Source organism: Rhodanobacter sp. LX-99 (assembly GCF_018599185.1).
In the GTDB taxonomy this organism is placed as follows: Bacteria; Pseudomonadota; Gammaproteobacteria; order Xanthomonadales; family Rhodanobacteraceae; genus Rhodanobacter.
Genome location: NZ_JAHFVL010000003.1, coordinates 385,469 through 410,522 on the forward strand (window position 1 = coordinate 385,469; position 25,054 = coordinate 410,522).

Annotated in this window: 16 protein-coding genes; 9 read left to right on the forward strand and 7 right to left on the reverse strand. The window is 67.6% G+C overall.

Features of this window, described 5'->3' with window-relative positions; translation table 11 throughout:
• Positions 1 to 154 precede the first annotated feature (154 nt).
• Positions 155 to 886 (forward strand): CsgG/HfaB family protein, encoded by a 732-nt coding sequence (locus KK131_RS15940; protein WP_214557701.1) that lies wholly within the window; start codon positions 155 to 157, stop codon positions 884 to 886.
• A 126-nt stretch (positions 887 to 1,012) separates the two neighbouring features.
• Here the strand turns inward: KK131_RS15940 and clpB are convergent, their stop codons facing one another.
• The gene (gene clpB / locus KK131_RS15945; RefSeq protein ID WP_214557702.1) at positions 1,013 to 3,604 is read right to left on the reverse strand and encodes an ATP-dependent chaperone ClpB; all 2,592 of its coding nucleotides are present in this window, start codon (positions 3,602 to 3,604) and stop codon (positions 1,013 to 1,015) included.
• A 162-nt stretch (positions 3,605 to 3,766) separates the two neighbouring features.
• Here clpB and otsB point away from each other — a divergent pair, with 162 nt between their 5' ends.
• The 3 genes from otsB to otsA are packed head-to-tail and all read left to right on the forward strand — an operon-like array spanning position 3,767 to position 7,753.
• Positions 3,767 to 4,606, forward strand: a complete 840-nt coding sequence (gene otsB / locus KK131_RS15950) for a trehalose-phosphatase (protein ID WP_214557703.1) — start codon at positions 3,767 to 3,769, stop codon at positions 4,604 to 4,606.
• Positions 4,569 to 6,371 (forward strand): glycoside hydrolase family 15 protein, encoded by a 1,803-nt coding sequence (locus tag KK131_RS15955; RefSeq protein ID WP_214557704.1) that lies wholly within the window; start codon positions 4,569 to 4,571, stop codon positions 6,369 to 6,371. Before otsB ends, KK131_RS15955 begins: the two co-directional genes overlap by 38 nt.
• Entirely contained in the window at positions 6,368 to 7,753 is a 1,386-nt protein-coding gene (otsA, locus tag KK131_RS15960) for an alpha,alpha-trehalose-phosphate synthase (UDP-forming) (protein ID WP_214557705.1), read from the forward strand. The genes KK131_RS15955 and otsA overlap by 4 nt, the downstream gene beginning before the upstream one ends.
• A gap of 25 nt (positions 7,754 to 7,778) precedes the next feature.
• Here otsA and pgeF read toward each other — a convergent pair whose 3' ends face one another.
• Complete coding sequence (gene pgeF, locus KK131_RS15965) at positions 7,779 to 8,522, reverse strand: peptidoglycan editing factor PgeF (RefSeq protein ID WP_214557706.1); 744 nt, start codon at positions 8,520 to 8,522, stop codon at positions 7,779 to 7,781.
• Positions 8,523 to 8,698: 176 nt separating this feature from the next.
• A complete protein-coding gene (gene rluD, locus KK131_RS15970) occupies positions 8,699 to 9,673 on the reverse strand; it encodes a 23S rRNA pseudouridine(1911/1915/1917) synthase RluD (protein WP_214557707.1) in 975 nt (324 codons plus the stop codon).
• A gap of 71 nt (positions 9,674 to 9,744) precedes the next feature.
• On the opposite strand from rluD, the gene KK131_RS15975 reads away from it, so the two are divergent.
• Complete coding sequence (locus tag KK131_RS15975) at positions 9,745 to 10,611, forward strand: outer membrane protein assembly factor BamD (protein WP_214557708.1); 867 nt, start codon at positions 9,745 to 9,747, stop codon at positions 10,609 to 10,611.
• Positions 10,612 to 10,804: 193 nt separating this feature from the next.
• Here KK131_RS15975 and KK131_RS15980 read toward each other — a convergent pair whose 3' ends face one another.
• The 3 genes from KK131_RS15980 to sucC form a co-directional block, all read right to left on the reverse strand.
• A complete protein-coding gene (locus tag KK131_RS15980; protein WP_214557709.1) occupies positions 10,805 to 12,496 on the reverse strand; it encodes an NAD+ synthase in 1,692 nt (563 codons plus the stop codon).
• Between the two features lie 75 nt (positions 12,497 to 12,571).
• Positions 12,572 to 13,447, reverse strand: coding sequence for a succinate--CoA ligase subunit alpha (gene sucD, locus KK131_RS15985; RefSeq protein ID WP_214557710.1), 876 nt, complete (start codon positions 13,445 to 13,447; stop codon positions 12,572 to 12,574).
• A gap of 11 nt (positions 13,448 to 13,458) precedes the next feature.
• Positions 13,459 to 14,859, reverse strand: coding sequence for an ADP-forming succinate--CoA ligase subunit beta (gene sucC, locus KK131_RS15990; RefSeq protein WP_345777272.1), 1,401 nt, complete (start codon positions 14,857 to 14,859; stop codon positions 13,459 to 13,461).
• Positions 14,860 to 14,929: 70 nt separating this feature from the next.
• On the opposite strand from sucC, the gene KK131_RS15995 reads away from it, so the two are divergent.
• A complete protein-coding gene (locus KK131_RS15995) occupies positions 14,930 to 16,582 on the forward strand; it encodes a HAMP domain-containing sensor histidine kinase (RefSeq protein ID WP_214557712.1) in 1,653 nt (550 codons plus the stop codon).
• Positions 16,583 to 16,681: 99 nt separating this feature from the next.
• Here KK131_RS15995 and KK131_RS16000 read toward each other — a convergent pair whose 3' ends face one another.
• Positions 16,682 to 17,686 (reverse strand): LacI family DNA-binding transcriptional regulator, encoded by a 1,005-nt coding sequence (locus tag KK131_RS16000; RefSeq protein WP_214557713.1) that lies wholly within the window; start codon positions 17,684 to 17,686, stop codon positions 16,682 to 16,684.
• 322 nt (positions 17,687 to 18,008) lie between these two features.
• Between KK131_RS16000 and pgmB the strand changes: the two genes are divergently transcribed.
• From pgmB to KK131_RS16015, 3 genes are all read left to right on the forward strand, one after another.
• The gene (pgmB, locus tag KK131_RS16005) at positions 18,009 to 21,134 is read left to right on the forward strand and encodes a beta-phosphoglucomutase (RefSeq protein WP_214557714.1); all 3,126 of its coding nucleotides are present in this window, start codon (positions 18,009 to 18,011) and stop codon (positions 21,132 to 21,134) included.
• Positions 21,131 to 23,665 carry a TonB-dependent receptor gene (locus KK131_RS16010; RefSeq protein WP_250887331.1) on the forward strand — a complete coding sequence of 845 codons (2,535 nt, stop codon included), beginning with the start codon at positions 21,131 to 21,133 and terminating at the stop codon, positions 23,663 to 23,665. The genes pgmB and KK131_RS16010 overlap by 4 nt, the downstream gene beginning before the upstream one ends.
• Positions 23,666 to 23,752: 87 nt before the next feature.
• Positions 23,753 to 25,018, forward strand: a complete 1,266-nt coding sequence (locus KK131_RS16015; protein WP_250887332.1) for an MFS transporter — start codon at positions 23,753 to 23,755, stop codon at positions 25,016 to 25,018.
• Positions 25,019 to 25,054: the final 36 nt, after the last annotated feature.

Genomic DNA, 25,054 nt, shown 5'->3' on the forward strand with positions numbered 1-25,054 from the left:
GCGACGGCATCCTCGCCCGCCGCCTGCGCGACACTCGCCATCCGGCACCAGGGGGATCCAGTACACGACTTGGCACGGCGCAATAGCGCCGGCGTCAGCGCAGGACCGGCAACTGATTGGGGACAGCATCACGCCATCAACTGGAGGGGAATCCATGAAACCTGTGAACCGTACAAGCATGCTGGGCGCGGCACTGGCCCTGGCACTGACCGCAAGCGGTGCCGCCGTGGCCCGCGAGGCGCCGACGATGACCGTCGCCGTGATCGATTTCACGAACGAGACCAGCTCCGCCAACTGGTGGAACGGCGACGTGGGCAGGCAGCTTGCCGACGTGCTCAGCAACGAGCTGAGCGCCACCGGCGACTTCAAGGTGATCGAACGGCAGAAAATCGACGCCGTACTGGCCGAGCAGGACCTGGCCGCCTCTTCCCGCATGCGTCCGGGCAGCACCCCGCACACCGGCAACATCACCGGCGCCCAGTACCTGGTCACCGGCAGCGTCAGCGCCTATACCGAGGACACCTCCAACACCGGCGGCGGCCTCAATATCGCCGGCTTCCGGGTGGGCGGCGGCAAGTCGGAGGCGTACATCGCGATCGACCTGCGCGTGGTCGACGCGGAGACGTCCGAAGTGGTGTATTCGCGCACCGTCGAGGGCCGCAGCTCCAGCGGCGGCATGAACCTGCGTGGCTACGTCAGCGGGGTCGGCGGCGACTTCGCCCATGCGAAGAAGACCCCGGCCAGCAAGGCGGTACGCGCGGCGCTGATCGAGGCCACCGACTACCTGGACTGCACGATGGTCAAGCGCGACGGCTGCGAAGCCCGCTACGAGCAGAAGGAACAGCGTCGGCGCCAGAGCAGCAAGGACACGCTCGACCTCGACTGACGGCTTGCGGTGGAACCGTGCGGCGAACCGGGGAAGCCCCGGCGCCGCACGGCGTGGCGGACGCGGCGCTCCTTAGCCTTTCTCGCAGGCCGCGGAGCAGTTCCACGCCACCCCGACCGGCCCGCTTCAACCTTTGCGGAACACCAGCTGCCCGCCCTCGGCGGCGACCTCCACCGTGTCGCCGGACTGGAAGCGGCCTTCGAGAATCTGCTTCGCCAGCGGGTTCTCCAGCTGCTGCTGGATCGCCCGCTTCAGCGGCCGCGCCCCGTACACCGGGTCGAAGCCGACGTTGCCGAGCAAGGCCAACGCAGCGTCGCTGACCTCCAGCTTCAGCTGGCGCTCGGCGAGGCGCTTTTCCAGATAGGCCAGCTGGATCCGCGCGATCGCGCGGATCTGCGCCTTGTCCAGCGGGCGGAACACCACGATCTCGTCGAGCCGGTTGATGAACTCCGGACGGAAGTGCGCCTGCACCACGCCGAGCACCGAGGCCTTCATCTGGGTGTACTGCTCTTCGGCATCGCCGTTGCCTTCGGCCGCGTCCTGGATCATCTGCGAACCGAGGTTCGAGGTCATCACGATGACCGTGTTGCGGAAGTCCACGGTGCGGCCCTGGCCGTCGGTGAGGCGGCCGTCGTCGAGCACCTGCAGCAGGATGTTGAACACGTCCGGGTGCGCCTTCTCGACTTCATCGAGCAGGATCACGCTGTACGGCCGGCGCCGCACCGCCTCGGTGAGGTAGCCGCCTTCCTCGTAGCCCACGTAGCCCGGCGGCGCGCCGACCAGCCGGCTCACCGAGTGCTTCTCCATGAACTCGCTCATGTCGATGCGCACCATCGCGTCGGTGGTGTCGAACATGAACTCGGCCAGCGCCTTGCACAGCTCGGTCTTGCCCACGCCGGTGGGGCCGAGGAACAGGAACGAGCCGTTCGGCCGGTTCGGATCGGACAGGCCGGCGCGCGAGCGGCGGATCGCGTCGGACACGGCGTGCACCGCTTCGTCCTGGCCGACCACACGCTTGTGCAACTGGTCTTCCATGTGCAGCAGCTTGTCGCGCTCGCCCTCGAGCATCTTGCTGACCGGGATGCCGGTCCAGCGGCTGACCACCTCGGCGATTTCCTCGGCGGTGACGCGGGTCTGCACCAGCTTGAAATCCTGCGTCTCGGCGGCCTGTGCCGCGGCGAGCTGCTTCTCCAGTTCCGGCAGCCGGCCGTACTGGATCTCGCTCATCTTCGCGTAGTCCTGCCGGCGCTGGGCGGCATCCAGTTCCTGCCGCGCCTGCTCGATCTGCTCCTTCACCCGGGTCGTGCCCTGCAGTGCGGCCTTCTCGGATTTCCAGATCTCGTTCAAGTCGGAGAACTCGCGCTCCAGCTTGCCGATGTCGGTTTCCAGGTCGGCCAGGCGCTGCTTCGACTCGCTGTCCTTTTCCTTTTTCAGCATCTCGCGCTGGATCTTCAGCTGGATCAGCCGGCGCTCCAGCCGGTCGAGTTCCTCCGGCTTGGAGTCGATCTCCATGCGGATGCGCGAGGCGGCCTCGTCCATCAGGTCGATCGCCTTGTCCGGCAGCTGGCGGTCGGCGATGTAGCGGTGCGACAGCGTGGCCGCGGCGACGATCGCCGGGTCGGTGATCTCCACGCCGTGGTGCACCGCGTAGCGCTCCTTCAGCCCGCGCAGGATCGCGATGGTGTCCTCCACCGAGGGCTCGCCCACGAACACTTTCTGGAAGCGCCGTTCCAGCGCGGCGTCCTTCTCGATGTACTTGCGGTACTCGTCCAGCGTGGTGGCGCCGATGCAGTGCAGCTCGCCGCGCGCCAGCGCCGGCTTGAGCATGTTGCCGGCGTCCATCGCGCCCTCGGCCTTGCCGGCGCCGACCATGGTGTGCAGCTCGTCGATGAACAGGATGATCTGGCCTTCGTTCTTGGCCAGGTCGTTGAGCACCGCCTTCAGCCGTTCCTCGAACTCGCCGCGGAACTTCGCGCCGGCGATCAGCGCGCCCATGTCCAGCGCCAGCACGCGGCGGTCGCGCAGGCCCTCGGGCACCTCGCCCTTGATGATGCGCTGGGCCAGGCCCTCGACGATCGCGGTCTTGCCCACGCCGGGCTCGCCGATCAGCACCGGGTTGTTCTTGGTGCGCCGCTGCAGCACCTGGATGGTGCGGCGGATCTCCTCGTCGCGGCCGATCACCGGATCGAGCTTGCCCGACTCGGCGCGCGCGGTCAGGTCGATGCAGTATTTCTCCAGCGCCTGGCGCTGCTCCTCGGCGTTCTCGCTCTGCACCTTCTCGCCGCCGCGCAGCTTCTCGATGGCTGCCTCGAGATTCGGCTTGGTCGCGCCCGCCGCCTTCAGCGCCGCACCCAGTTCGCCCTTGTCGTCCAGCGCCGCCAGCACGAACAGCTCGCTGGCGATGAACTGGTCGCCGCGCTGCTGCGCCAGCTTGTCGGTGAGGTTGAGCAGGCGGTTGAGGTCGTTGCCCAGGTTGATGTTGCCCTCCTGCCCGCTGACCTTCGGCAACCGTTCCAGCATGTCGTTGACGCGCTGCTGCAGCGCCGGCACGTTGACCTGCGCATGGGTCAGCATCGGCGCGGTCGAGCCGCCCTGCTGGTTGAGCAGCGCGGCCATCACGTGCACCGGTTCCAGCATGTTGTTGTCACGGCCCACGGCCAGCGACTGCGCGTCGGCCAGCGCCTGCTGGAAACGCGAAGTGAGTTTGTCCATTCGCATGTCGATGATCCCGCCTGGTGATTTGCGTCTTGAGGAATTGACGGCGCCCCCGTCACTGCCTGCAAAAATGTGGGCACGGCATGACGAATCAAGTTCGCCGGATACCGCCGATCCGGCGCCCCGCAAGGCGATTTTCACATTCGGTTTGTTACGGTGACGACGATGTCAACGGCCACTCCCGCTATCGCTCGCGCGCCCCACGATCCGCTGCCGCCGCCTCCGCTGCCCGACGCCGGCACGCGCTGGGCGATCTTTCTCGACGTCGACGGCACCCTGCTCGACTTCGCCGACGACCCGCTGGCGGTGCGTCCGGATGCCGCACTGCTGAGGCTGCTGCATGCCTTGCACCGAAGGCTCGACGGCGCGCTGGCGCTGGTCAGCGGTCGCGAGCTGGCCGACCTCGACCGCCTGTTCGCCGCCTCGCACTGGGCCGCCGCCGGGCTGCACGGACTGCAGCTGCGCCATGCCGATGGCAGCCGCCGGGACTTCGCGGTCGCGCCGGCGCAGCAAGCGCGCATGCGCGATGCCGCACACACGCTGGCTGCACGCTTCGACGGCGTGCAGCTGGAAGACAAGCGCGCCGCGATCGCCCTGCATTGCCGCCGCGCTCCGGCGCAGTTGCCGGCCCTGCACGAGGCGGCGATCGCCGTGATGACGCACCTGCCCGGCTACGAACTGCAGCCGGGCAACCTGGTGCTGGAGTTCAAGCCCGCCGGCGTGGACAAGGGCCGCGCGGTGCTGGAATTGCTGCAGCACGCACCGTTTGCCGGTCGCCGGCCGGTCTACCTGGGCGACGACCTCACCGACGAACACGCGTTCGCCAGCATCAACGCCCGAGACGGGCTCAGCGTGCGGATCGGCATGCGCGAACCGAGCCTGGCCGCCTTCACCTTGCCCGGCCCCGCTGCGGCGGAAGCCTGGCTGACCCGCGTCCTGGACGCGCTGACGCACGGAGCCCCCATCCATGCCCGACTCCAAGGAGACCCCACTCGCCAGCCTTGAGCTTGGCGTGATCGGCAACGGCAGCGTCGCCGCCCTGATCGACAAGCAGGCGCGCATCGTCTGGTGCTGCCTGCCGCGCTTCGATGCCGACGCCAGCTTCTGCGCCCTGCTTTCGCCGACGGTCGGGGGCGGCGACTGGGCGATCGAGCTGGAGGATTTCGAACGCGCCGAGCAGTTCTACCTGACCAATACGGCGGTGCTGGTGACGCGCCTGTTCGACCACCATGGCGGTGCCGTCGAAATCACCGACTTCGCGCCGCGTTATCGCTTGAACGGACGCTTCTACCACCCGGAAATGCTGACGCGCCGGGCGACCCCGATCAGCGGATCGCCGCGCGTGCGCATCCGGATGCGCCCGTTGTGCGACTACGGCGCGCGCATCGCGCAAACCACCTCGGGCAGCAACCACATCCGCTACCTGCTCAGCGACGTGGTGCAGCGCCTGACCAGCGACGTGGCCACGCCGCTGATCGAGCGCGGCCTGCCGTTCGGCCTCGACCGGCCCGCGCATTTCGTGTTCGGCCCGGACGAAACCCTCGACGACAACGTGGGCGATTTCGTCCACCTGGCGCTGGAGCGCACGCTGGACTACTGGCGCGAATGGGCACGTTACCTGTCGGTTCCGTACGAGTGGCAGGCCGCGGTGATCCGCGCGGCGATCACGCTGAAGCTGTGCCAGTACGAGGCCACCGGCGCGATCGTGGCCGCGCTGACCACCTCGATCCCGGAGTCGGACGGCACCGCACGCAACTGGGATTACCGCTACTGCTGGCTGCGCGACGCCGCCTTCACCGTGCGCGCGCTCAACCGGCTCGGCGCCACGCGCACGATGGAGGAGTACATCCGCTACACCTTCAACCTGATCGCCAACAAGGACACCCGCGAAGTCGGCCCGGTGTTCGGCATCACCTTCGAGGCCGAACTGCCCGAGCGCCAGGTGGACACGCTCCGAGGCTATCGCGGGATGGGGCCGGTGCGGGTCGGCAACGACGCCTGGCGGCAGCGCCAGAACGATGTCTACGGCTCGGTGGTGCTCGCTTCGGCCCAACTGTTCTTCGACTGCCGGCTCGAGCATCGCGGCGACGAGGTGACGTTCCGCCGGCTCGAACGGATGGGCACGATGGCGCTGCGCATGGCCGAGCAGACCGATGCGGGGCTGTGGGAATACCGCGGCCGCACCGCCGTGCACACCTATTCCGCCGCGATGTGCTGGGCCGCCTGCGACCGCCTGGCGCACATCGCCACCGAACTGGGGCTGGGCGATCGCGCACGCTACTGGCACGAGGAAGCCGTGCAGCTGCATGCCCGCATCGAGGCGCGCGCATGGAACGAACGGCTTGGCCATTTCGTCGACGCCTACGACGGCGAACACCTGGACGCCAGCCTGCTGCTGCTTGCCGACATCGGCTTTCTCGAGGCCGCCGATCCACGCTTCGTCGCCACCGTCGACGCGATCGGCACAGCCCTGGGCCGCAACGATTACCTGTTCCGCTACATCGCGCCGGACGATTTCGGCGCGCCGGAAACCAGCTTCAACATCTGCACGTTCTGGTACATCGAGGCGCTCGCCGCCACCGGCCGCAAGGAACGGGCGCGGGCGATGTTCGAGCACATGCTGAAGCAGCGCAACGCGCTGGGCCTGCTGTCCGAGGACATCGCGCCGGGCACCGGCGAGCACTGGGGCAACTACCCGCAGACTTATTCGCTGGTCGGCCTGATCCAGGCCGCAATGCGGCTGTCGCGGCGCTGGGAGGACGCGCTGTGAGCACGCCGCGCCAAGCCGGTGCCCGCCTGGTCGTGGTGTCCAACCGCGTCGCGCTGCCGCGCCAGAACGCCGCCGGCGGCCTCGCTTCCGCGCTGCAGGCGGCACTGCGCGAGCGTGGCGGCCTGTGGTTCGGCTGGAGCGGCAAGCTCGCCGCCGAAACGGCGACCCAGGTACACCGGCTGCACGATGCGAAAGTCGACTACGCCACCATCGACCTGTCGCGTACCGACCACGACGACTTCTACGCCGGCTTCGCCAACGGCGCGCTGTGGCCGATGCTGCACTACCGGCCCGACCTGGTCGATTACCGGCGCAGCCATCTGCACGGCTATCTGCGGGTCAATGAAGCCTTCGCCGAGCGGCTGCAGCAGCTCATCGCGCCCGATGACGTCGTCTGGGTGCACGACTACCACCTGATCCCGCTGGCCGCGATGCTGCGCCGGCGCGGCGTGAAAAACCGCATCGGCTTCTTCCTGCACACGCCGCTGCCCGCCGCCGGCCTGCTGATCGCGCTGCCCAACCACCGCGAGCTGCTGGAAACCCTGGCCAGCTACGACCTGATCGGCGTGCACACCACCCGCGACCTGCGTGCACTGGAAGACTATTTCCTGCACGAGACCGGCGCCACGATGCGCCGCGACGGGCGCATGCGCAGCGCGAACGGGCGCCTGTTCCGCGGCACCGCCTTCCCGATCAGCATCGACACCGCCGGCATTGCCGAAGCGGCACGCAGCGCCGGCTCGAACCGCGAGATCGGCCAGCTGCGCGACAGCCTGGAAGGCCGCTCGCTGATCATCGGGGTCGACCGGCTGGATTATTCCAAGGGCCTGCCGCAGCGCTTCCAGGCCTATGCGCGGCTGCTGGAACGCGCGCCCGAACTGCATCGGCGGATCACCTTCCTGCAGATCGCGCCGCCCTCGCGCGGGGCGGTGCTGGAATACCGGCAGATCCGCCGCGAACTGGAACGCAGCGCCGGCCACATCAACGGCAAGTACGCCGCGCCGGACTGGGTGCCGATCCGCTACATCAACAAGTCGTTCCCGCACCGCCTGCTCGCCGGCTACTACCGCAGCGCCCGGGTCGGCCTGGTCACGCCGCTGCGCGACGGCATGAACCTGGTCGCCAAGGAGTACGTGGCCAGCCAGGACCCCGACGATCCCGGCGTGCTGGTGCTGTCGCGCTTCGCCGGCGCCGCGCAGGAACTCACCGACGCGCTGCTGGTGAACCCCGCCGACACCGAGGAAGTCGCCGATGCCCTGCAGCAGGCCCTCAACATGCCGCTGGCCGAACGCCGCCAGCGCTGGAACGCGATGATGGCGGTGCTGCGGAAAAACGACATCACGGCCTGGTGCAATGCGTTCCTGCAGGCCTTGTGCCGCTGACGCTCCCGCCCGCGCCGGTTCGCGCTTATGCCAGCCAGATCAGGCTGGCGAAGCGGCCGCTGCGGGCGCCCTCGCGGCGGTAGGAATAGAAGCGCGGATCGGCATGCGTATCGAAGCCGCCGCCGTGGATCCGGGTGACGCCCGCCGCCGCCAGCCGCTGTCGCGCCAGCCCGGCCAGGTCGCAGCGCCAGTGGCCCGGCCGGGTCGCCACGAAACATTCGGCGGCAGCCGCAGCGTGCGCCACGAACGCGGCGCGGACCTCCTCGCCCACCTCGTACGAAGCCGCGCCGATGCACGGCCCCAGCCACGCCAGCAGCCGCGCCGGCGGGGTTCCCAGCTGGGTCAGGGTCGCCTCCAGCACGCCGCCGGCCAGGCCGCGCCAGCCGGCATGCGCCGCGGCGATCTCGCTGCCGTCGTCGGCGCAGAACAGCACCGGCAGGCAGTCGGCAGTGAGGATCGAAAGCACGGTGCCGGGAATGTGCGAGACCGCCGCGTCCGCCTGCGGCTCGTCCGTGCTGGGCAACGGCCCCAGCTGGGCCACGTTGACGCCGTGCACCTGGCGTAGCCAGCGCGGTGCGGCCGGCAAGGCCAGCGCCTGCTGCAGCGCGCTGCGGTTGGCGTCGACCGCGTCGGCCGAATCGCCGCTGCGCAGGCCCAGGTTGAAACGATCGAACGGCGGCGCGGAGATGCCCGGCCCCTGGCGTGTGGTGATGGCCGCATGTACCTGCGGAGGCGCCGGCCAGTCGGGGAAAATCCAGGTCTCGGTCATTATTTCGGGATTCGGGATTCGGGATTCGGGATTCGGGATTCGGGATTCGGGATTCGGGATTCGGGATTCGGGATTCGGGATTCGGGATTCGGGATTCGGGATTCGGGATTCGGGATTCGGGATTCGGGATTCGGGAAGCATCGCACATGCGCCGGCGGCATTCCCTGCGCCTGCCCTCAGTAGTGATCCGAACCGTGCTCGGCCAGATCCGCACGCAGCGCCTCGATCAGCGCCAGTTGATCGGCCGGCCGCTCGGCGCCGAACGACAGCGCCTCGCCGGTGGCCGGATGGGTGAACGACAGCTTCTCGGCATGCAGCGCCTGCCGGCGGAAACCGCGCAGCGTGGCGATCAATTCCGACGAGGCGCCCTTGGGCAGCTTCAGGCCGCCGCCATACAGCGGATCGCCGACCAGCGAATGGCCGATGTGCGCCAGGTGCACGCGGATCTGGTGGGTGCGGCCGGTCTCCAGCTGGCACTGCAGCAGGCTGTGTGCCCGGAAGCGTTCGCGCAGGCGGTAGTGGGTCACCGCGCGTTTGCCGTCTTCCTCGTCGCGCACTGCCTGGCGCAGGCGGTCGCCCATGCTGCGGCCGATCGGCGCGTCCACCGTTCCGCCGGCCACCATCGTGCCGAGTACCACCGCCTCGTACTGGCGCTCCACCTCGTGGCGCGACAGCAGGTCGACCAGCGCGGTGTACGTCGGCAGCGTCCGCGCCACCACCATCAGCCCGGAGGTGTCCTTGTCCAGCCGGTGCACGATCCCGGCGCGCGGCAGTTCGGCCAGTTTCGGATCGTGGTGCAGCAGTGCATTCAGCAGGGTGCCGGCCGGATTGCCGGCGCCGGGATGGACCACCAGCCCGGCCGGCTTGTCCAGCACCAGCAGGTGTTCGTCCTCGTGCACGATGGCCAGCGCGATGTCCTCCGGCGCGCTGGACACCTCGTTTTCCAGCTCGACCTGCAGGCATACCCGCTCGCCGCCCCGCAGCAGCTGCCGCGGCGGCGCCTGCACGCCGTCCAGGGTCACCGCGCCGGACTTGATCCAGCCGCTGAGCCGCGAACGCGAATAATCGGGGAACATCTCGGCCAGAGCCTGGTCGAACCTGCGTCCCGCCGCGCCCCGCGGCACCTCCGCTTCGTGCCGGATCGTGGTCATGCCGGCCTCCACGGGCCGTGGCCGGTTTCGGCTATCATGCCTTTTCGCTCAAACATCTGAATTCTTTCCTTATGCGCCCAACAATCGACTCGCCCAAGCTGCCGATGTCCAAATTGCCCGTTCTGAAAGTGCTTGTGGTGCTGGCGCTCGCCGTGTCGATGAGCGCATGTTCGATGTTCAAGTCGAAACGCGAGTCCATCGACACGATGCCGCTGGTCGCGCTGTACGACAACGCGCATGCCTCGCTGCAGAACGCCGACTACGCGGCCGCCACCAAGGCCTACCAGCGCCTGATCGCGCGCTTCCCGTCGGGCGAATACAACGAGCAGGCCCAACTCGAGCTGGCCTACGCACAATACAAGGACAACCAGCCGGATGATGCCTTGTCGACCGTGAACCGCTTCATCAAGACGTATCCGACCAACAAGCACGTCGATTATGCCTATTACCTGCGCGGCCTGATCAATTTCGATCGCACCAGCGGCGTGATCGAGCGCTTCATCAACCGCGAAGGCTCGCAGGCGCGCCGCGACCAGGGCTACAACCTGCAGTCGTTCGACGACTTCTCCGAGCTGTCGCGGCGCTTCCCGGACAGCGCTTACACCGCCGACGCGCGCCAGCGCATGATCTACCTGCGCAACATCCTGGCCCAGTACGAGATCAACGTGGCCGAGTTCTACCTGCGCAACAAGGCCTACATCGCCGCGGCCGATCGCGCGCAGTACGTGATCGAGCACTACCAGCAGGCCCCGCAGGCCGGCGACGCGCTGGCCATCCTCACCCGCAGCTATCTGGCGCTGGACCAGAAGACCCTGGCCGACCAGAGCCGCCAGGTGCTGGCGCTGAACTATCCGAACCACCCCTACCTGACCGACGCCAAGTGGCCTCATGCGCCTTCCACGCTGCGCAAGTTGGTGCCGTTCTCGGGGCATCACTGAGCGGAACGCTGCGCGAAACGACGAAGCCGGCGAGCGATCGCCGGCTTTTTTATGGAGATTTCGCAAGTCCCGCACCCTCACCCCAACCCTCTCACCCGCAAGGGGACTCCCTTCGGTCGCCGGAGGGAGAGGGGGCGGATGTGCCATGCGGGTTCGGCTTCGTTGATATCACGGTGACCCTTCGCTTCGAGGGTCAACGCCAGCCTGAAGTAATGGGATAGCGCCGTTCGCGGCCGAATGCGCGGGTGGTCACGCGCGGGCCCGGCGCCGACTGCCGGCGCTTGAACTCGTTCAGCAGCACCAGCCGCACCACCCGGCGCACCACGTCGGCATGGAAGCCCTGCGCCACGATCTCCGCCTGCGACTGCTCGCGCTCGATGAAGCGTTCGAGGATCGCGTCCAGTTCGTCGTACGGCGGCAGCGAATCCTGGTCGGTCTGGTTGTCGCGCAGTTCGGCCGACGGCGGGCGTTCGATCACTTCGTTCGGGATTGGGGATTCGGGATTCGGGATTCGCGAAAAGCCGTTGTCTTGCGAGGATGCGCTCTGCCGGATTCCGAATCCCGAATCCCGAATCCCGGCCTTATTGCGCCAGCGCGACAGCCGGTACACCACGGTCTTGTAGACGTCCTTCAGCGGCGCATAGGCACCGCACATGTCGCCGTACAAGGTGGCGTAGCCGACCGCCATCTCGCTCTTGTTGCCGGTCGCCAGCAGCAGCCGGCCGTGCTTGTTGGACAGCGCCATCAGCATCGCGCCGCGAATGCGCGACTGCAGATTCTCCTCGGTGGTGTCGGCGTCTTTGCCGGCGAACGCCGGGGTCAACGCCGCGATGAACGACTGGTAGGTCGGCTCGATGTCGATCACGTGGTAGTCCACGCCGAGCCGCTCGGCCTGCGCGCGTGCGCCGTCCAGCGACAGCTGCGAGGTGTAGCGGGTGGGCATCATCACCGCGGTGACCCGCTGCGCGCCCAGCGCGTCGACCGCCAGCGCCAGCGTCAGCGCGGAGTCGATGCCGCCGGACAGGCCCAGCAGCACGCCGCCGAAGCCGTTCTTGTCGATGTAGTCGCGGGTGCCGCGCACCAGTGCCGCGTACAGCGTCGCCTCCAGCGAGGCATCGGCAGCGACCGGCCAGTCTTGCGCCGACAGGGTGCGTGCGGCCGGATCGAACTCGGCCCACAGCAGCGCATCGACGAAGGCCGGCGCGCGCGCGGCGATCGAGCCGTCGCCGTTCACCAGCAGCGAACCGCCGTCGTAGACCACCTCGTCCTGGCCGCCGACCAGGTTGAGGTAGGCGATCGCGCAGCCGGTTTCGCGCGCCCGCGCCTGCAGCACGGCTTCGCGCTCGGTCTGCTTGCGCTCGTCCCATGGCGAGGCGTTGATCACCACCAGCAGCTCGGCACCGGCCGCCGCGGCCTGCGCCGCGGGCTCCGGCTGCCACACGTCCTCGCAGATCAGCAGGCCGACGCTCACGCCGTCGATCACGCCCGTGACCGAGGCATGGCCGGGGCGGAAATAGCGCTTGTCGTCGAACACGCCGTAGTTCGGCAGCGCCTGCTTGTGCGCGGTGCACTCCACCCTGCCGCCGCGCAGCAGGCTGGCCGCGTTGAATACCTCGCCCTCGCTGTGCGGGTGGCCGACCAGGGCGGCGATGCCGTTGGTCGCCGCCGCCAGCGCGGCCAGTTCGCTGTCGCAGGCGGCCAGGAAGCTCGGCCGCAGCAGCAGGTCCTCCGGCGGATAGCCGCTCAGGGTCAGTTCGGGAAACACCACCAGCGCGGCGCCGCCGCTGCGCGCCCGCGCGATCAGGTCGCCGGCTCTGGCGGCATTCGCCGCCACCGCACCGACCGGAAAATCGTATTGGGCCAGTGCCAGACGCAGCCTTGCCATGTAGCGTGCTCCCAGAATGACGAAGGCCGCGACACGAATCGCGGCCTTCGCATTTTAGAGCACTACGGAGCCGACTTACTTCTTCATCAACTTGGCAAGCGCCCTGCCCAGATCCGCCGGCGACTTCACCGTGGTGACGCCGGCCTTCTCCAGCGCGGCGAACTTCGCCGCGGCGGTGCCCTTGCCGCCGGAGATGATCGCGCCGGCGTGGCCCATGCGCTTGCCGGCCGGGGCCGAGGCACCGGCGATGAACGACACCACCGGCTTGGTCACGTACTCGCCGATGAACTCGGCGGCGTCTTCCTCGGCGCTGCCGCCGATCTCGCCGACCATGATGATGCCTTCGGTCTGCGGGTCGTCCTGGAACAGCTTCAGGCAGTCGATGAAGTTGAGCCCGTTGATCGGGTCGCCGCCGATGCCGATCACCGTGCTCTGGCCGAGGCCTTCGTTGGTGGTCTGGAACACGGCTTCATAGGTCAGCGTGCCGGAGCGCGAGACCACGCCGACCTTGCCCTTGCTGTGGATGTGACCGGGCATGATGCCGATCTTGCATTCGCCGGGGGTGATGATACCGGGGCAGTTCGGCCCGATCAGCACGATCTCCGGATGCTGCTGCAGCACGTTCTTGACGCGCAGCATATCCAGCACCGGGATGCCTTCGGTGATCGCCACGATCACCTTGATGCCGGCATCGATGGCTTCGAGGATCGAGTCGGCCGCGAACGGAGGCGGCACGAAGATGACGGACGCATCGGCGCCGGTCTGGTCGACGGCTTCATCGACCGAGTTGAAGACCGGCAGGCCGATGTGCTCGGAGCCGCCCTTGCCCGGGGTGACGCCACCGACGACCTGGGTGCCGTAGTCGAGGCACTGCTGTGCATGGAAGGTACCCTGCTGGCCGGTGAAGCCCTGCACGATCACCTTGGTGTTCTTGTTGACCAAAACGCTCATTCGATTACTCCTCAGGCCTTCGCGGCAGCCACGGCTTTCTGGGCCGCGTCGTTGAGATCATCCGCCGGCGTGATCGCCAGGCCGGAGTTGGCCAGCAGTTCGCGGCCCTGATCGACATTGGTGCCCTGCAGGCGCACCACCACGGGAATCTTCAGGCCCACTTCCTTGACCGCGGCGATGATGCCCTCGGCGATCAGGTCGCAGCGCACGATGCCGCCGAAGATGTTGACCAGGATGCAGCGCACCTTGTCCGAGGACAGGATCAGCTTGAACGCCTCGGTCACGCGCTCCTTGGTGGCGCCGCCGCCGACGTCGAGGAAGTTGGCCGGCTCGCCGCCCGCCAGCTTGATCACGTCCATCGTGGCCATCGCCAGGCCGGCGCCGTTGACCATGCAGCCGATCGAGCCGTCCATGGTCACGTAGTTGAGGTTGTACTTCACCGCGGCGGCTTCGGCCGCGTCTTCCTGGGTCAGGTCGCGCATCGCGGCCAGGTTCGGGTGGCGGTATTCGGCGTTGTCGTCGGAGTTGACCTTGCCATCGAGCGCGGCGAGGTTGCCGTCTTCCAGCACGGCCAGCGGGTTCAGCTCGACCAGCGCCAGGTCCTGCTCGTTGAACAGCTTGTACAGGCCCAGCATGATCTTCGTCAGCTGGTTGACCTGCTTCGCGTTGAGGTCCATCGCGAAGCCGAGCTGGCGGCACTGGTACGGCTGCAGCCCTTCGACGAAATCGACCACGATGGTGTGGATGTCTTCGGGCGTGTCCCTGGCGACCTGCTCGATGTCCACGCCGCCGTGCTTGGAGGCGATGAACGAGACGGCCTTGGAATCGCGATCCACCAGGATCGACAGGTACAGCTCGCGGGCGATGTCGGTGGCGTCGGTGACCAGCACCAGGTTCACCGGCAGCGCGCGGCCGGCGGACTGGTAGGTTTCCATGTTGGTGCCGAGCATGCCCTTGGCGGCGGCGCGCACGTCGTCGAAGCTGCGGCAGAACTTCACGCCGCCGGACTTGCCGCGGCCGCCGGCATGGATCTGCGCCTTGACCATCCATTGCGTGCCACCCAACGCCTTGGCGGCATCGACGGCAGCGTCGGGGGAATTGGCGACCTTGCCCGGCGGTACGGCGATGCCGTACTGCGCGAACAGTTCTTTGGCCTGGTATTCGTGGAAATTCATTCGATACCTCGAGCGAACGGAGAAACGATGGCGGCCGCACGCATGTACTTCGGCGTGGGTCAGGAAGGTCGGACGGCGGGTGGACGCGCTGCCGGAACGCAGTGCGCCGCCGGGTGAAACCGGCCATGCCGCGCAATACGGCCGCCTATTTTCGCGGAAGCGGGCGCCGATGGAAAGGGCCGCCCGCCCGGAATGCCCGCGCAGGGCGCTCCCATGCGCTTTCCGACAACGGCACAGCGCCGATCAGCCCGTCTATACTCGGCCGGAACCCCCGGGAATGCCCTGATCCATCCAGCACAGGCGGCATATGTCCAGCTCAGCACCCTTGACTGTCCCGCGCGCAGGCACCGCGACGATCCGCCACGAGCTGTCGTTCCTCAACGCCTTCCGGCTGGTGCAGGCGCTGGTCTACGTGGGCCTGGCGTTCAGCCCGCCGGGGCTGGGCTGGCCCGAACTGGCCACTCCCGACTTTGCCCGCGCCGTGGCCACGGCGTATCTGATGTTTGCCCTGGTCGCACTGCTGTTCAACCGGCGCAGCATGCCGTATGCGCGCACGGTGGTGGCGACGACCCTGGCGGTGGACATCACCGCTGCCGTGCTGGCGATCGCCGCGATGCACGATGCGCGCATCGGCATCGCGATGATGCTGGCGGTGAACCTCAGCGCCGGCGCGCTGATCCTGCCGCTGCGGCTGTCCAGCTTCTTCGCCGCGCTGGCCACGCTGGGCATGCTCGGGCATACCCTGTTCGGCGCCTCCGCCGGCAGCCCCGGTGACCGCGACCTGCTCGAGGCCGCGCTGTTCGGCCTGGCCTACTTCGCCACCACCACGCTGTGCCACGTGCTGGGCCGGCAGCTGCGCGCCACCGAGGCGCTGGCCGAGCAGCGCAGCACCGACCTGGCCAACCTGGCCCAGGTCAACGAACTGATCATCCGCCGCATGAAGACCGGCGTGCTGCTGGTCGACGACGCCAACCGCATCCACCAGATCAACGAGTCGGCGTGGATGCTGATGGGCAACCCCGGCGCCGACCAGCGCGACCTCGGCCAGCTGGCGCCGGAGCTGTCGCGCCGGCTGTACCACTGGATGACCTCCGGCAAGCTGGACGAAACCGCCACCCAGCTCGCCGACGGCGTGCCCGAGGTGGTGCCGCGCTTCACCCGGCTGGCGCCGAACGACGACTCGCACGTGCTGATCTTCCTCGACGACACCTCGCTGCTGTCGCGCCGTGCCGAGGAACTCACGCTGACCTCGCTGGGCCGGCTGTCCGCCTCGATCGCGCACGAGATCCGCAACCCGCTGGCGGCGATCCGCTACTCGGCGCAGCTGCTGGCCGAGTCCAAGAGCATGGACGCCACCGACCAGCGCATGGTCGAGATCATCAACAACCACTGCATCCGGCTCAACGAGATCATCGAGAACATCCTGCAGTTGTCGCGGCGCGAGCGCTCGCGTCCGGAAACGCTGGACCTGGGCCACTGGGCGCAGGCCTTCGTCGAGGAGTACTGCCAGGGCAACGACCTGGGCGCCGACTCGCTGCGCGCGATCGCCAACAGCGGCGCGCCGGTGGCGGCGGTGGCCGACCCGCAGCAACTGCAGCAAGTGGTGTGGAACCTGGTGCAGAACGCGCTGCGCTACGGCCGCCTGCCCGGCGAGCCGGCGCGGGTGATGGTGGTGACCCGGCAGGGCGAGCACGGCGTGCCGATTTTGGAAGTGATCGACCGCGGCCCCGGCATCGCTCCGAAGGTGGCCGCGCAGATCTTCGAGCCGTTCTATACCACCCACGAATACGGCACCGGCCTGGGCCTGTACCTGGCCCGGCAGATGAGCGACGCGAACCAGGCGGCGCTGGAATACGTGCGCGTGGCCGGCGGCGGCAGCTGCTTCCGGCTGGTGCTGACCCCGCCGGCGCGCAGCCCGGCCGAAGCTGCGGACACCACTGCCCAGGCGGCTACGCGCTGAGGCCGTGCCGGTGGTGGACGTTTGGACGTCCATGGTGTTTGAGGGAGTTCCGCCCGTGCTCCGACAGGCTCGGCACGAACGGAATGGGCGATCGCCCATTCAGGTCGAACGCACGATCAGGCTGACCGGCAGGCATTCCGATTTGGCCGGCTCGCCATCGATCAGGGCCAGCACCTTGCGCGCCAGCAGCATGCCGCCTTCCTGCCAGTCCTGCCGCACCGAACTCAACGGCGGCAGGAAGCTGGCGCCCAGCGGCATGTCGTCGTAGCCGACCACCGAGACATCGGCCGGCACCGAACGCCCCAGGTCCAGCGTGGCGCGGATCGCGCCCATCGCGAGCAGGTCGTTGCAGGCGAAGATCGCGTCGAAGCCGACCTTGCGCTCATGCAGCGAACGCACCGCATCCATGCCCGAGTCCACGGTGAACTCGTCGCGACGCATCAGCAGCGGCTTGATCCCGCGCACCGCCAGCGCGTCGATGAAACCGTCCAGGCGCTCGAAGATTTCCGGGTGGCTGGGATTGCCGATGAACACCGGACGGCGCCGGCCCAGCGCGATGAAGTGCCGCGCCACCACCGCGCCGCCGAGGCGGTTGTCGCTGCCCACCACCACGTGCGCGTCGCTGGCCGACTGCGCGCCCCACACCACCATCGGCAGGCACAGCTTGTCGAACCGGCGCACCGCGTCCTGGTGCGCGCCCTGGCCCAGCAGGATCAACCCGTCGGCCGCCTGCACCGCCGCGGCGCTGGCGCCCTGGCGGGTGGTCAGCAGCACGCTGTAGCCGGCCGCGGTCAGTTCCTGCGAGATGCCGCCCAGCAGCACCAGCGGGTACGGGTCGAACATGGTGCGATCGGTGGACGGCTTCATCTCCACGATCACCGCCACGGTATGGCTGCGACGCAGGCGCAGGTTGCGCGCGCTGATGTTGAGCTTGTAGCCGCGCTCGAGCGCCAACGCCTGGATCCGCTCGCGGGTTTCCGGGTTGACCAGCGGGCTGTCGCCCAGCGCCCGCGAGACGGTGATCTTGGATACCCCGGCCAGTTGCGCCAGATCGGCCATGGTCAGGCCGCCTGACGCATTCTTGCGCGCGCCTTTCTTGCTCAACTATCTGATCCTTGTTGGTCTGGCCGATCCGACGCCGCGACGCTGCCGGACTGCAGCGATGGCGCGAACCGGCACTTGCAGTGTGTCGACATTCGTCACGCCGATGCAACCTCGCCCCGCTCCACCGCCGGCAATGCACCACTGCGGATGCAAAGGACGAACCCGCCGCCCGCTCCTCCGGCCCGGAAGCGCTCGCGTGCAAGGCCGCGCAATTAAATGTTATCGATATCTTGATACCGATAACATTTGCTGCCAAGCTCGCCGCCAGCCGCAGCCTGGTGGGCCATCGGCCTGACGCGCCAGACGGAGAGATGGGGGACTTATGGTGGACCACGATGCAGCGGTGCCGCTCGATGCCGAGGTGCTGACTCTCGGCGGGAGGGCTGCGGTCGATCCCTGGCTGCTCGTGCGCCACGGCACCGATCCGGCCGGCTTTGCGCAGGACGAGAGCCTTTTCGCGCTGGCCAACGGCACCCTCGGCGTGCGCGGCAACCTGGAGGAAAGCGACAGCGCAAGCCAGGCCACCCTACTGTCCGCCGTATGGGAACGCAGCCCGATCGGGTACCACGAGCGGTTTCCCGGCTTCGCCACGCATACCGACACGCGCATCCCGGTCGCCGATGCCGCGCGCATCCACCTGCGCCTCGGCGACACGCCCGTGCGGCTCGACCAGGGCCAGTGGCTGTACTTCGAGCGTGCGCTGGACCTGCGCCAGGGCTGCTACCGGCGCCGGCTGCGCTGGCGATCGCCGGAAGGCGCCACGCTGGAGATCGAGGCCGAGCGCATCGTGAGCCTGGAGGACGCCGGCCTGCTGGCGATCCACTATCGCGTGCGCTCGCTCGACTACGCCGGGCCGATCACGCTGGAGTCATTCATCAGCACCGCGCGCGAAGCCGTCGAACAGGGTTTCGATCCGCGCATCGGCAGCCGCATCGACGGCGGCCTGAGCACCTGTGACGCCCACGCCGAGGAGGACCTCGCCTGGGTCGGCCAGCAGACCACGCATAGCGGCATCCGGCTGGTCTGCGCGCAACGGCACCGGCATGCCGGCGACTTGCAGTTCCGCTACGCCAACCTGGCGCCGCACGGCGTCACCCAAGTCTACGAGGGCGTCCTTGCGCCGGGCCAGACGGTCACCCTGGACAAGTACGCCGCCTACGCCTTCAGCTCGCCGTTCGCCGGGGACCAGGCAGACGATCTGCTCGCACGCGCACAGGCCTCGCTGGACACGGCCGGCGCACTCGGTTACCCGGTGCTGCTGGCACGCCAGGCCCAGGTGCTGTCCACGCTATGGGCGCAGGCCGACCTTGCCATCGACGGCGACCCGGCGACCGAGCAGGCGCTGCGCTTCAACCTGTTCCACGTGTTCCAGTCGAGCAGCCGCGACAGCCATGGCAGCACCGCCGCCAAGGGCCTCACCGGCGAAGGCTACGAGGGCCACTATTTCTGGGACGCCGAGGTGTTCATGCTGCCGGTGCTGGCCACCCTGGCGCCGGAACTGGTACGCGCGATGCTGATGTATCGCCACCGCACGCTGGACAACGCGCGCCGCCACGCGCGCGAGCTCAACCATCCGCGCGGCGCGCTGTACGCGTGGCGCACGATCAGCGGCGACGAATGCTCCTCGTACTTTCCCAGCGGCTCGGCGCAGTACCACATCAACGCGGCGGTGGCGTGGGCGATCCGCCTCTACGTCGACGCCAGCGGCAACGATGCCTTCCTGCTCGAATGCGGCGCCGAAATGCTGTTCGAGACCGCGCGCGTCTGGCTGCAGGTCGGGCACTTCAGCGCTCGCCATGGCGGCGCGTTCTGCATCCATGAGGTGACCGGGCCGGACGAATACTCCGCCCTGGTCGACAACAACCACTACACCAACCGCCTGGCGCAGCGGCACCTGCAGGACGCCGCCGACGTCGCCGACTGGATGGCGCTGACGTACCCGGTCGAGCACGCCGCCCTGAGCGCGCGGATCGACCTGCACGCCGACGAGGTGGCCCAGTGGCGCCGCGCCGCCCAGGCGATGCACCTGCCGGTCGACGCCGTGCTCGACATCTTTCCGCAGGACGACGGCTTCCTCGACAAGCCGCGCCTGCCGGCCGGACTCGCCGGCACGCCAGACAGGCAGCCGCTGCTGCTGCGGCTGCATCCACTCACCATCTATCGCCACCAGGTATGCAAACAGGCCGACACCCTGCTCGCCCTGATGCTGGCGGGCGAACAGGTCGACGTCGCCGCGAAGCGCCGCAACTTCGATTACTACGAAGGCATCACCGTCCACGACTCCACCCTGTCGGCATCCACCTTCGCGGTGATCGCCGCCGAAGTGGGCTACGCCGACAAGGCGCATCGCTATTTCCTCGACACCCTGCGCGTCGACCTGGACGACCTGCACGGCAACGCGGCGCATGGCCTGCACATGGCGGCGATGGCCGGCAGTTGGCTGGCGTTGACCTGGGGTTTCGGCGGGCTGCGCGTGCACGACGGCCTGCCCGCATTGGCGCCGCGGCTGCCGGCGGCGTGGAAGAGTTACCGCTTCGGGCTGCGCTGGCGCGGCGCGCATCTGCGCGTGGAAGTCGACGGCGACGGCGTGCAGTACACCCTTACCGAAGGCGACGCGCTCACCTTCCTGCACGACGGCCTGCCGCAACGCCTGCATGCAGGCCAGCCCCTGCGCCTGAAATGCGCCGGCTTCGTCGATGCCGCGGCAGCCCCGCTGAAGGCCGTGATCTTCGATCTGGACGGCGTGATCGCCGACACCGCGGTAGTGCATCACGCCGCCTGGAAAAGGCTGGCCGACGAGATCGGCGTGCCGTTCGACGACGCCACCGGCGAGCGCATGAAAGGGGTCGACCGGCGCGGCTCGCTGGAAATCCTGCTGCAAGCCGCGACACGTTCTTATACGGAAACCGAAAAACACATACTGGCCGCACATAAAAACGACTATTACCGCGCGCAGATCGAGCGTTTCGGACCGCAGGACCTGCTGCCCGGTGCGCGCACGGCGATCGAACAGGTGCGCCGGGCCGGGCTCAAGGTGGCGCTGGCCTCGGCCAGCCGCAATGCCGGCCTGCTGCTGGAGCGCCTGGGCATCGCCGACCTGTTCGACGCCGTCGTCGACGCCAACCGGATCAGCCGCTCCAAGCCCGACCCGGAGATTTTCCTCGCTGCGGCAAACGCCCTGGGCGTGGCGCCGGACGAGTGCATTGGCGTCGAAGACGCCGCGGCTGGCATCGCCAGCATTCACGCCGCGGGGATGGCGGCGGTGGGAATTGGCCAGCCACTGGCGCTGGCCAAGGCAGACCTGGTGTTACCGAGCATCGCAGCATTCGACATCGGCACCTTTACGACAACCCGAACGACCAACTGGCGTGGACCTGTCGTCAGACAGGCTGCGACCCAAACTGAAACTGATGGGGAGGACGTGACATGGGCAACAGCAAGCAAATGAATCGATTGATACTGTCGGCGGCCATCACGGGCATTCTCATGTCCGCGACGGCGATGGCGCAGGACAGCACGCAGGCACAAGACACCCAGGCGACCACCGCGCCGGCAACCGCCAGGAAGACCCCGCCGCGGCAGGCCAACGCCAAGACCACCACGACCCTGCAACAGGTCGTGGTGACCGGTTCGGCCACCGGGGTGAAGAAGATCGACGCCAGCTACACGCTCACTACGGCGGACGCCGAACAGATCAAGATGGCCAACCCGAAAAGCACCGCCGATCTGTTGAAGATCTCGCCCGGCCTATGGCCCGAATCCACCGGCGGCCAGACCGGCGCCAATATCGAGATCGCCGGCTTCCCGGGCGGCGGCGATGCCCCGTACTTTTCCACCCAGATGATGGGCTCACCGCTGTACGGCATGCCCACGCTGTCGTTCTTCGAGACCACCTCGATCTTCCGCCTCGACGACACCGTGGAGCGCGTGGAAATCCTGCAGGGCGGCCCGTCGGTGGTGTTCGGCGACGGCCAGATCGGCGCCACCGCGAACTTCATGCTGAAACAGGGCACCGAAGTGCCATCCGGCAGCATCGGCGTCACCTACGGTTCGGAAAACCTGAAGCGCGTCGACGGCTTCTACGGCTTCCCGATCGCCGCGAACTGGTACGGCAGCGTGGGCGGTTTCTATCGCGACTCCGACGGCGTGCGCGACCCGCAGTTCGCGGCCGACAAGGGTGGCCAGTTCACCGCCACCCTGACCCACGATTCCGACAGCGGCACGATGATGTTCTACGCCCGCCGCCTGGACGACAAGAATCAGTTCATCACGCCGATCCCGCTGATCCAGAGCGGCACCGACAACTTCAGCGCCTACCCGGGCTTCGATCCGCTCAAGGACACCTACAACAGCAAGTACATCCAGCACGTGTTCCTGGCCGGCTATCCCGGCGGCGGCACCAACGCCGACCTCGCCAACGGCCGCGGCGCGCAGATGAACTTCTTCGGCGGCAACTTCGACTACGACCTGGGCAATGGCTGGACGATCAGCGACAAGTTCCTCATCGACGCCGGCGACGTCGATACCAACGCGCTGTTCTCCGGCTCGAATCCGGCCACGTTGAACGACGAGCTCTACAACACCCCGACCAGCCAGGGCGGCTTCGGGCTGCCGGCCGGTTCGGCGACGGCAACCTACACTGGCCCGGGCGGTGGCGGTGCAGTCGACCCGAATCAGAGCGTGATCCACCAGGGCTGGTGGTACATCCACAAGCACCTGAAGAACATCAACAACGATTTCCGTCTCAGCAAGGAAATCTTCGAGGGCAATACGCTGACCGCGGGCGTGTATCTGGCGCACTACACGATGGACGACAAGTGGGCGCTGGGCAACCAGATGCTGATGACGAATACGCCCAACGCGCGCCCGATCATGGTGAGTTACGACGACGCCGGCACCATCAAGCAGCTGACCGACAGCCAGGGCTTCCTCGACAACGGCGGCTACAACATCGCCCAGCACGGCACGGCCACCAACAAGGCGTTCTACTTGTCCGATTCGTGGCGCGTGGGCCCCTGGTTGTTCGATGCCTCGGCGCGTCTCGAAAACCAGGACGCGACCAACAACGTGTGCAACCTCACCAATGTCCCACTGGATAATGATCCGAACACGCTCTACAACAACTCTGTACCAGTGTGTAATGGCACGTTCGCACGCACCAACTACGACAAGACCCACACCTCGTGGACCGTCGGCGCGAACTACCAGCTGGCCGACAACATGAGCGTGTACGTGCGTGCCAACAAGGGCGTGCATTTCGCCGACTTCGACAACGGCATCCGCGGCGCCACCACCGGCAACACCGCACCGCTGCAGAAGATCCAGAACCTCGAGGGCGGCTTCAAATACCAGTCGGACCTGATCTATGCCGACATCAGCGTCTACCACAAGCAGTTCAATGGCCTGTCGTTCCAACCCACGGACGGAGCCGGTACGCCGGTGGGACCGCCGGCGCTGTACGGCTCCGATTCCAAGGGCATCAACCTGTCCGGCGCGATCACCCCGATCGAGAACCTGAAGCTGATGCTGGTGGCCAACTACCTCGACGGCCACTACTCGCACAACAACTCCTGCTTCAAGTTCACCAACGTGGTCACCGGTGTCAGCGGCTGCCAGTTCATCAACGGCGTGCAGTTGCAGCGCCAGCCCAAGGTCCATTACGCGTTCACGCCCAGCTACAGGATTCCCTTCTCATGGGGTGACGTAACCGCCTTCGTGACCTATACCCACGTCGGCCCCCATACGCAGGATCAGTCGGGCCTGCAGCAGCTGGGTACGTACCACACGTACGATTTCGGCGTGATCGCCAACGTCCAGCAGAACTGGCAACTGCGCCTGCAGGGCACCAACATCACCAACGAGCTGGGCCTGACCGAAAGCAACTCGCGTATCTTCGGCACGGCCGCTGCCGGCGGCGTGATCCTGGCCCGGCCACTGGAAGGCCGCGAGATCAACTTCCAGGTGAAGTACCTGTTCTAGTTCAGCGGCACGCGTGGTCCGGGTCGTACCTCAGAGCGGCCCGGACCGCGCTTTTCCTGAAGTCGCACACGCCGTCCAGGGGGTGACATGAACCGAATCCGCATGATCGTCGCGCTGGCACTGATCTACATGATCTTCGCGATCCTGCTCAACAGCGTCGGCACGGTGATCCTGCAGTCGATCGCCACGTTCGGCATCGACAAGCCCGAGGCCAGCGCACTGGAGCGCTACAAGGACCTCACGATCGCGTTCACCTCGTTCCTGGTCGCCTCGTTCCTGCCGATGTTCGGCTACCGGCGCTCGATGATGCTGGCCCTCGCCATCGTCGGCGGCGCCTGCCTGCTGATGCCGCTCTATCCCACCTTCCTCACCACGCGGCTGCTGTTCGCCTGTGTGGGCATCGGCTTTGCGATGGCCAAGGTCTGCGTGTATTCCTCCATCGGCCTGCTCACCACGGACCGCATCGCCCATTCGCGGCTGACCAACACCATCGAAGGCCTGTTCATGGTCGGCGTGCTCGGCGGCAACTGGATCTTCAGTGCGTTCGTCGACCCGCTGCACCCGGGCAACCCCGTGTGGTTCAACGTGTACTGGCTGCTGGCCGGCGCCTGCGCGCTGGTGATCGTGCTGCTGGCGGGCAGCCGGCTGGACGAGAGCGCCGCGCATGCGCACGGGCACAACAATTCGTTCTCCGACTCGCTGCTGGAGATGCTGCAGCTGTTCGTGCGGCCGCTGGTGTACGTGTTCCTGGCCTCCGCGTTCCTGTACGTGCTGATCGAACAGAGTTTCGGCACCTGGCTGCCCACCTTCAACAACGAGATCCTGAAGCTGCCCAATGCCATGAGCATCCAGTTCGCCAGCATCCTCGCCGGGATGACCGCGTTGGGCCGCATCGGCGCCGGCGTCGTGCTCAAGCGCGTGCGCTGGCACGTGCTTCTCAACGCATGCGTGGTGGCGATGGCCGTGCTGGTGATGGCGGTGCTGCCCCTGGCACGCGGTGTCGTGGCGCAGCCGCACGTCGGCTGGTTCAACGCGCCGATTGCGGCTTACCTTATCCCGCTGCTCGGCCTGCTGATGGCGCCGATCTACCCGGTGATCAATTCGGTGGCGCTGAGCTCGCTGCCCAAGCCGATGCATGCGGCCATGACCGGACTGATCGTGGTGTTCTCCGCGCTCGGCGGCACCATGGGTTCGTACATCACGGCGCGGGTGTTCGCCAGCTTCGACGGCATCCACGCGTTCTATTTCTCGCTGCTGCCGATGACCCTGATCCTGGTCACGCTGTTCTTCTTCAAGCGCGAGACCGACCGCGCCGCCGTCCCGGCGATACCGCCGGCTGAGGCACTTCCGTGAGACCTCGGCCGGCACGACTCGGACGGCACGCCGGCC

Coding starts and splice junctions, on each gene's coding strand:
- KK131_RS15955 (WP_214557704.1), top strand. CDS start 4,569: ATGCCCGACTCCAAGGAGACCCCACTCGCCAGCCTTGAGCTTGGCGTG.
- rluD (WP_214557707.1), bottom strand. CDS start 9,673: ATGACCACGATCCGGCACGAAGCGGAGGTGCCGCGGGGCGCGGCGGGA.
- KK131_RS15980 (WP_214557709.1), bottom strand. CDS start 12,496: ATGGCAAGGCTGCGTCTGGCACTGGCCCAATACGATTTTCCGGTCGGT.
- pgmB (WP_214557714.1), top strand. CDS start 18,009: ATGGTGGACCACGATGCAGCGGTGCCGCTCGATGCCGAGGTGCTGACT.
- pgeF (WP_214557706.1), bottom strand. CDS start 8,522: ATGACCGAGACCTGGATTTTCCCCGACTGGCCGGCGCCTCCGCAGGTA.
- KK131_RS16010 (WP_250887331.1), top strand. CDS start 21,131: ATGAATCGATTGATACTGTCGGCGGCCATCACGGGCATTCTCATGTCC.
- KK131_RS15975 (WP_214557708.1), top strand. CDS start 9,745: ATGCGCCCAACAATCGACTCGCCCAAGCTGCCGATGTCCAAATTGCCC.
- KK131_RS15940 (WP_214557701.1), top strand. CDS start 155: ATGAAACCTGTGAACCGTACAAGCATGCTGGGCGCGGCACTGGCCCTG.
- KK131_RS16015 (WP_250887332.1), top strand. CDS start 23,753: ATGAACCGAATCCGCATGATCGTCGCGCTGGCACTGATCTACATGATC.
- KK131_RS15995 (WP_214557712.1), top strand. CDS start 14,930: ATGTCCAGCTCAGCACCCTTGACTGTCCCGCGCGCAGGCACCGCGACG.
- otsB (WP_214557703.1), top strand. CDS start 3,767: ATGTCAACGGCCACTCCCGCTATCGCTCGCGCGCCCCACGATCCGCTG.
- sucD (WP_214557710.1), bottom strand. CDS start 13,447: ATGAGCGTTTTGGTCAACAAGAACACCAAGGTGATCGTGCAGGGCTTC.
- clpB (WP_214557702.1), bottom strand. CDS start 3,604: ATGCGAATGGACAAACTCACTTCGCGTTTCCAGCAGGCGCTGGCCGAC.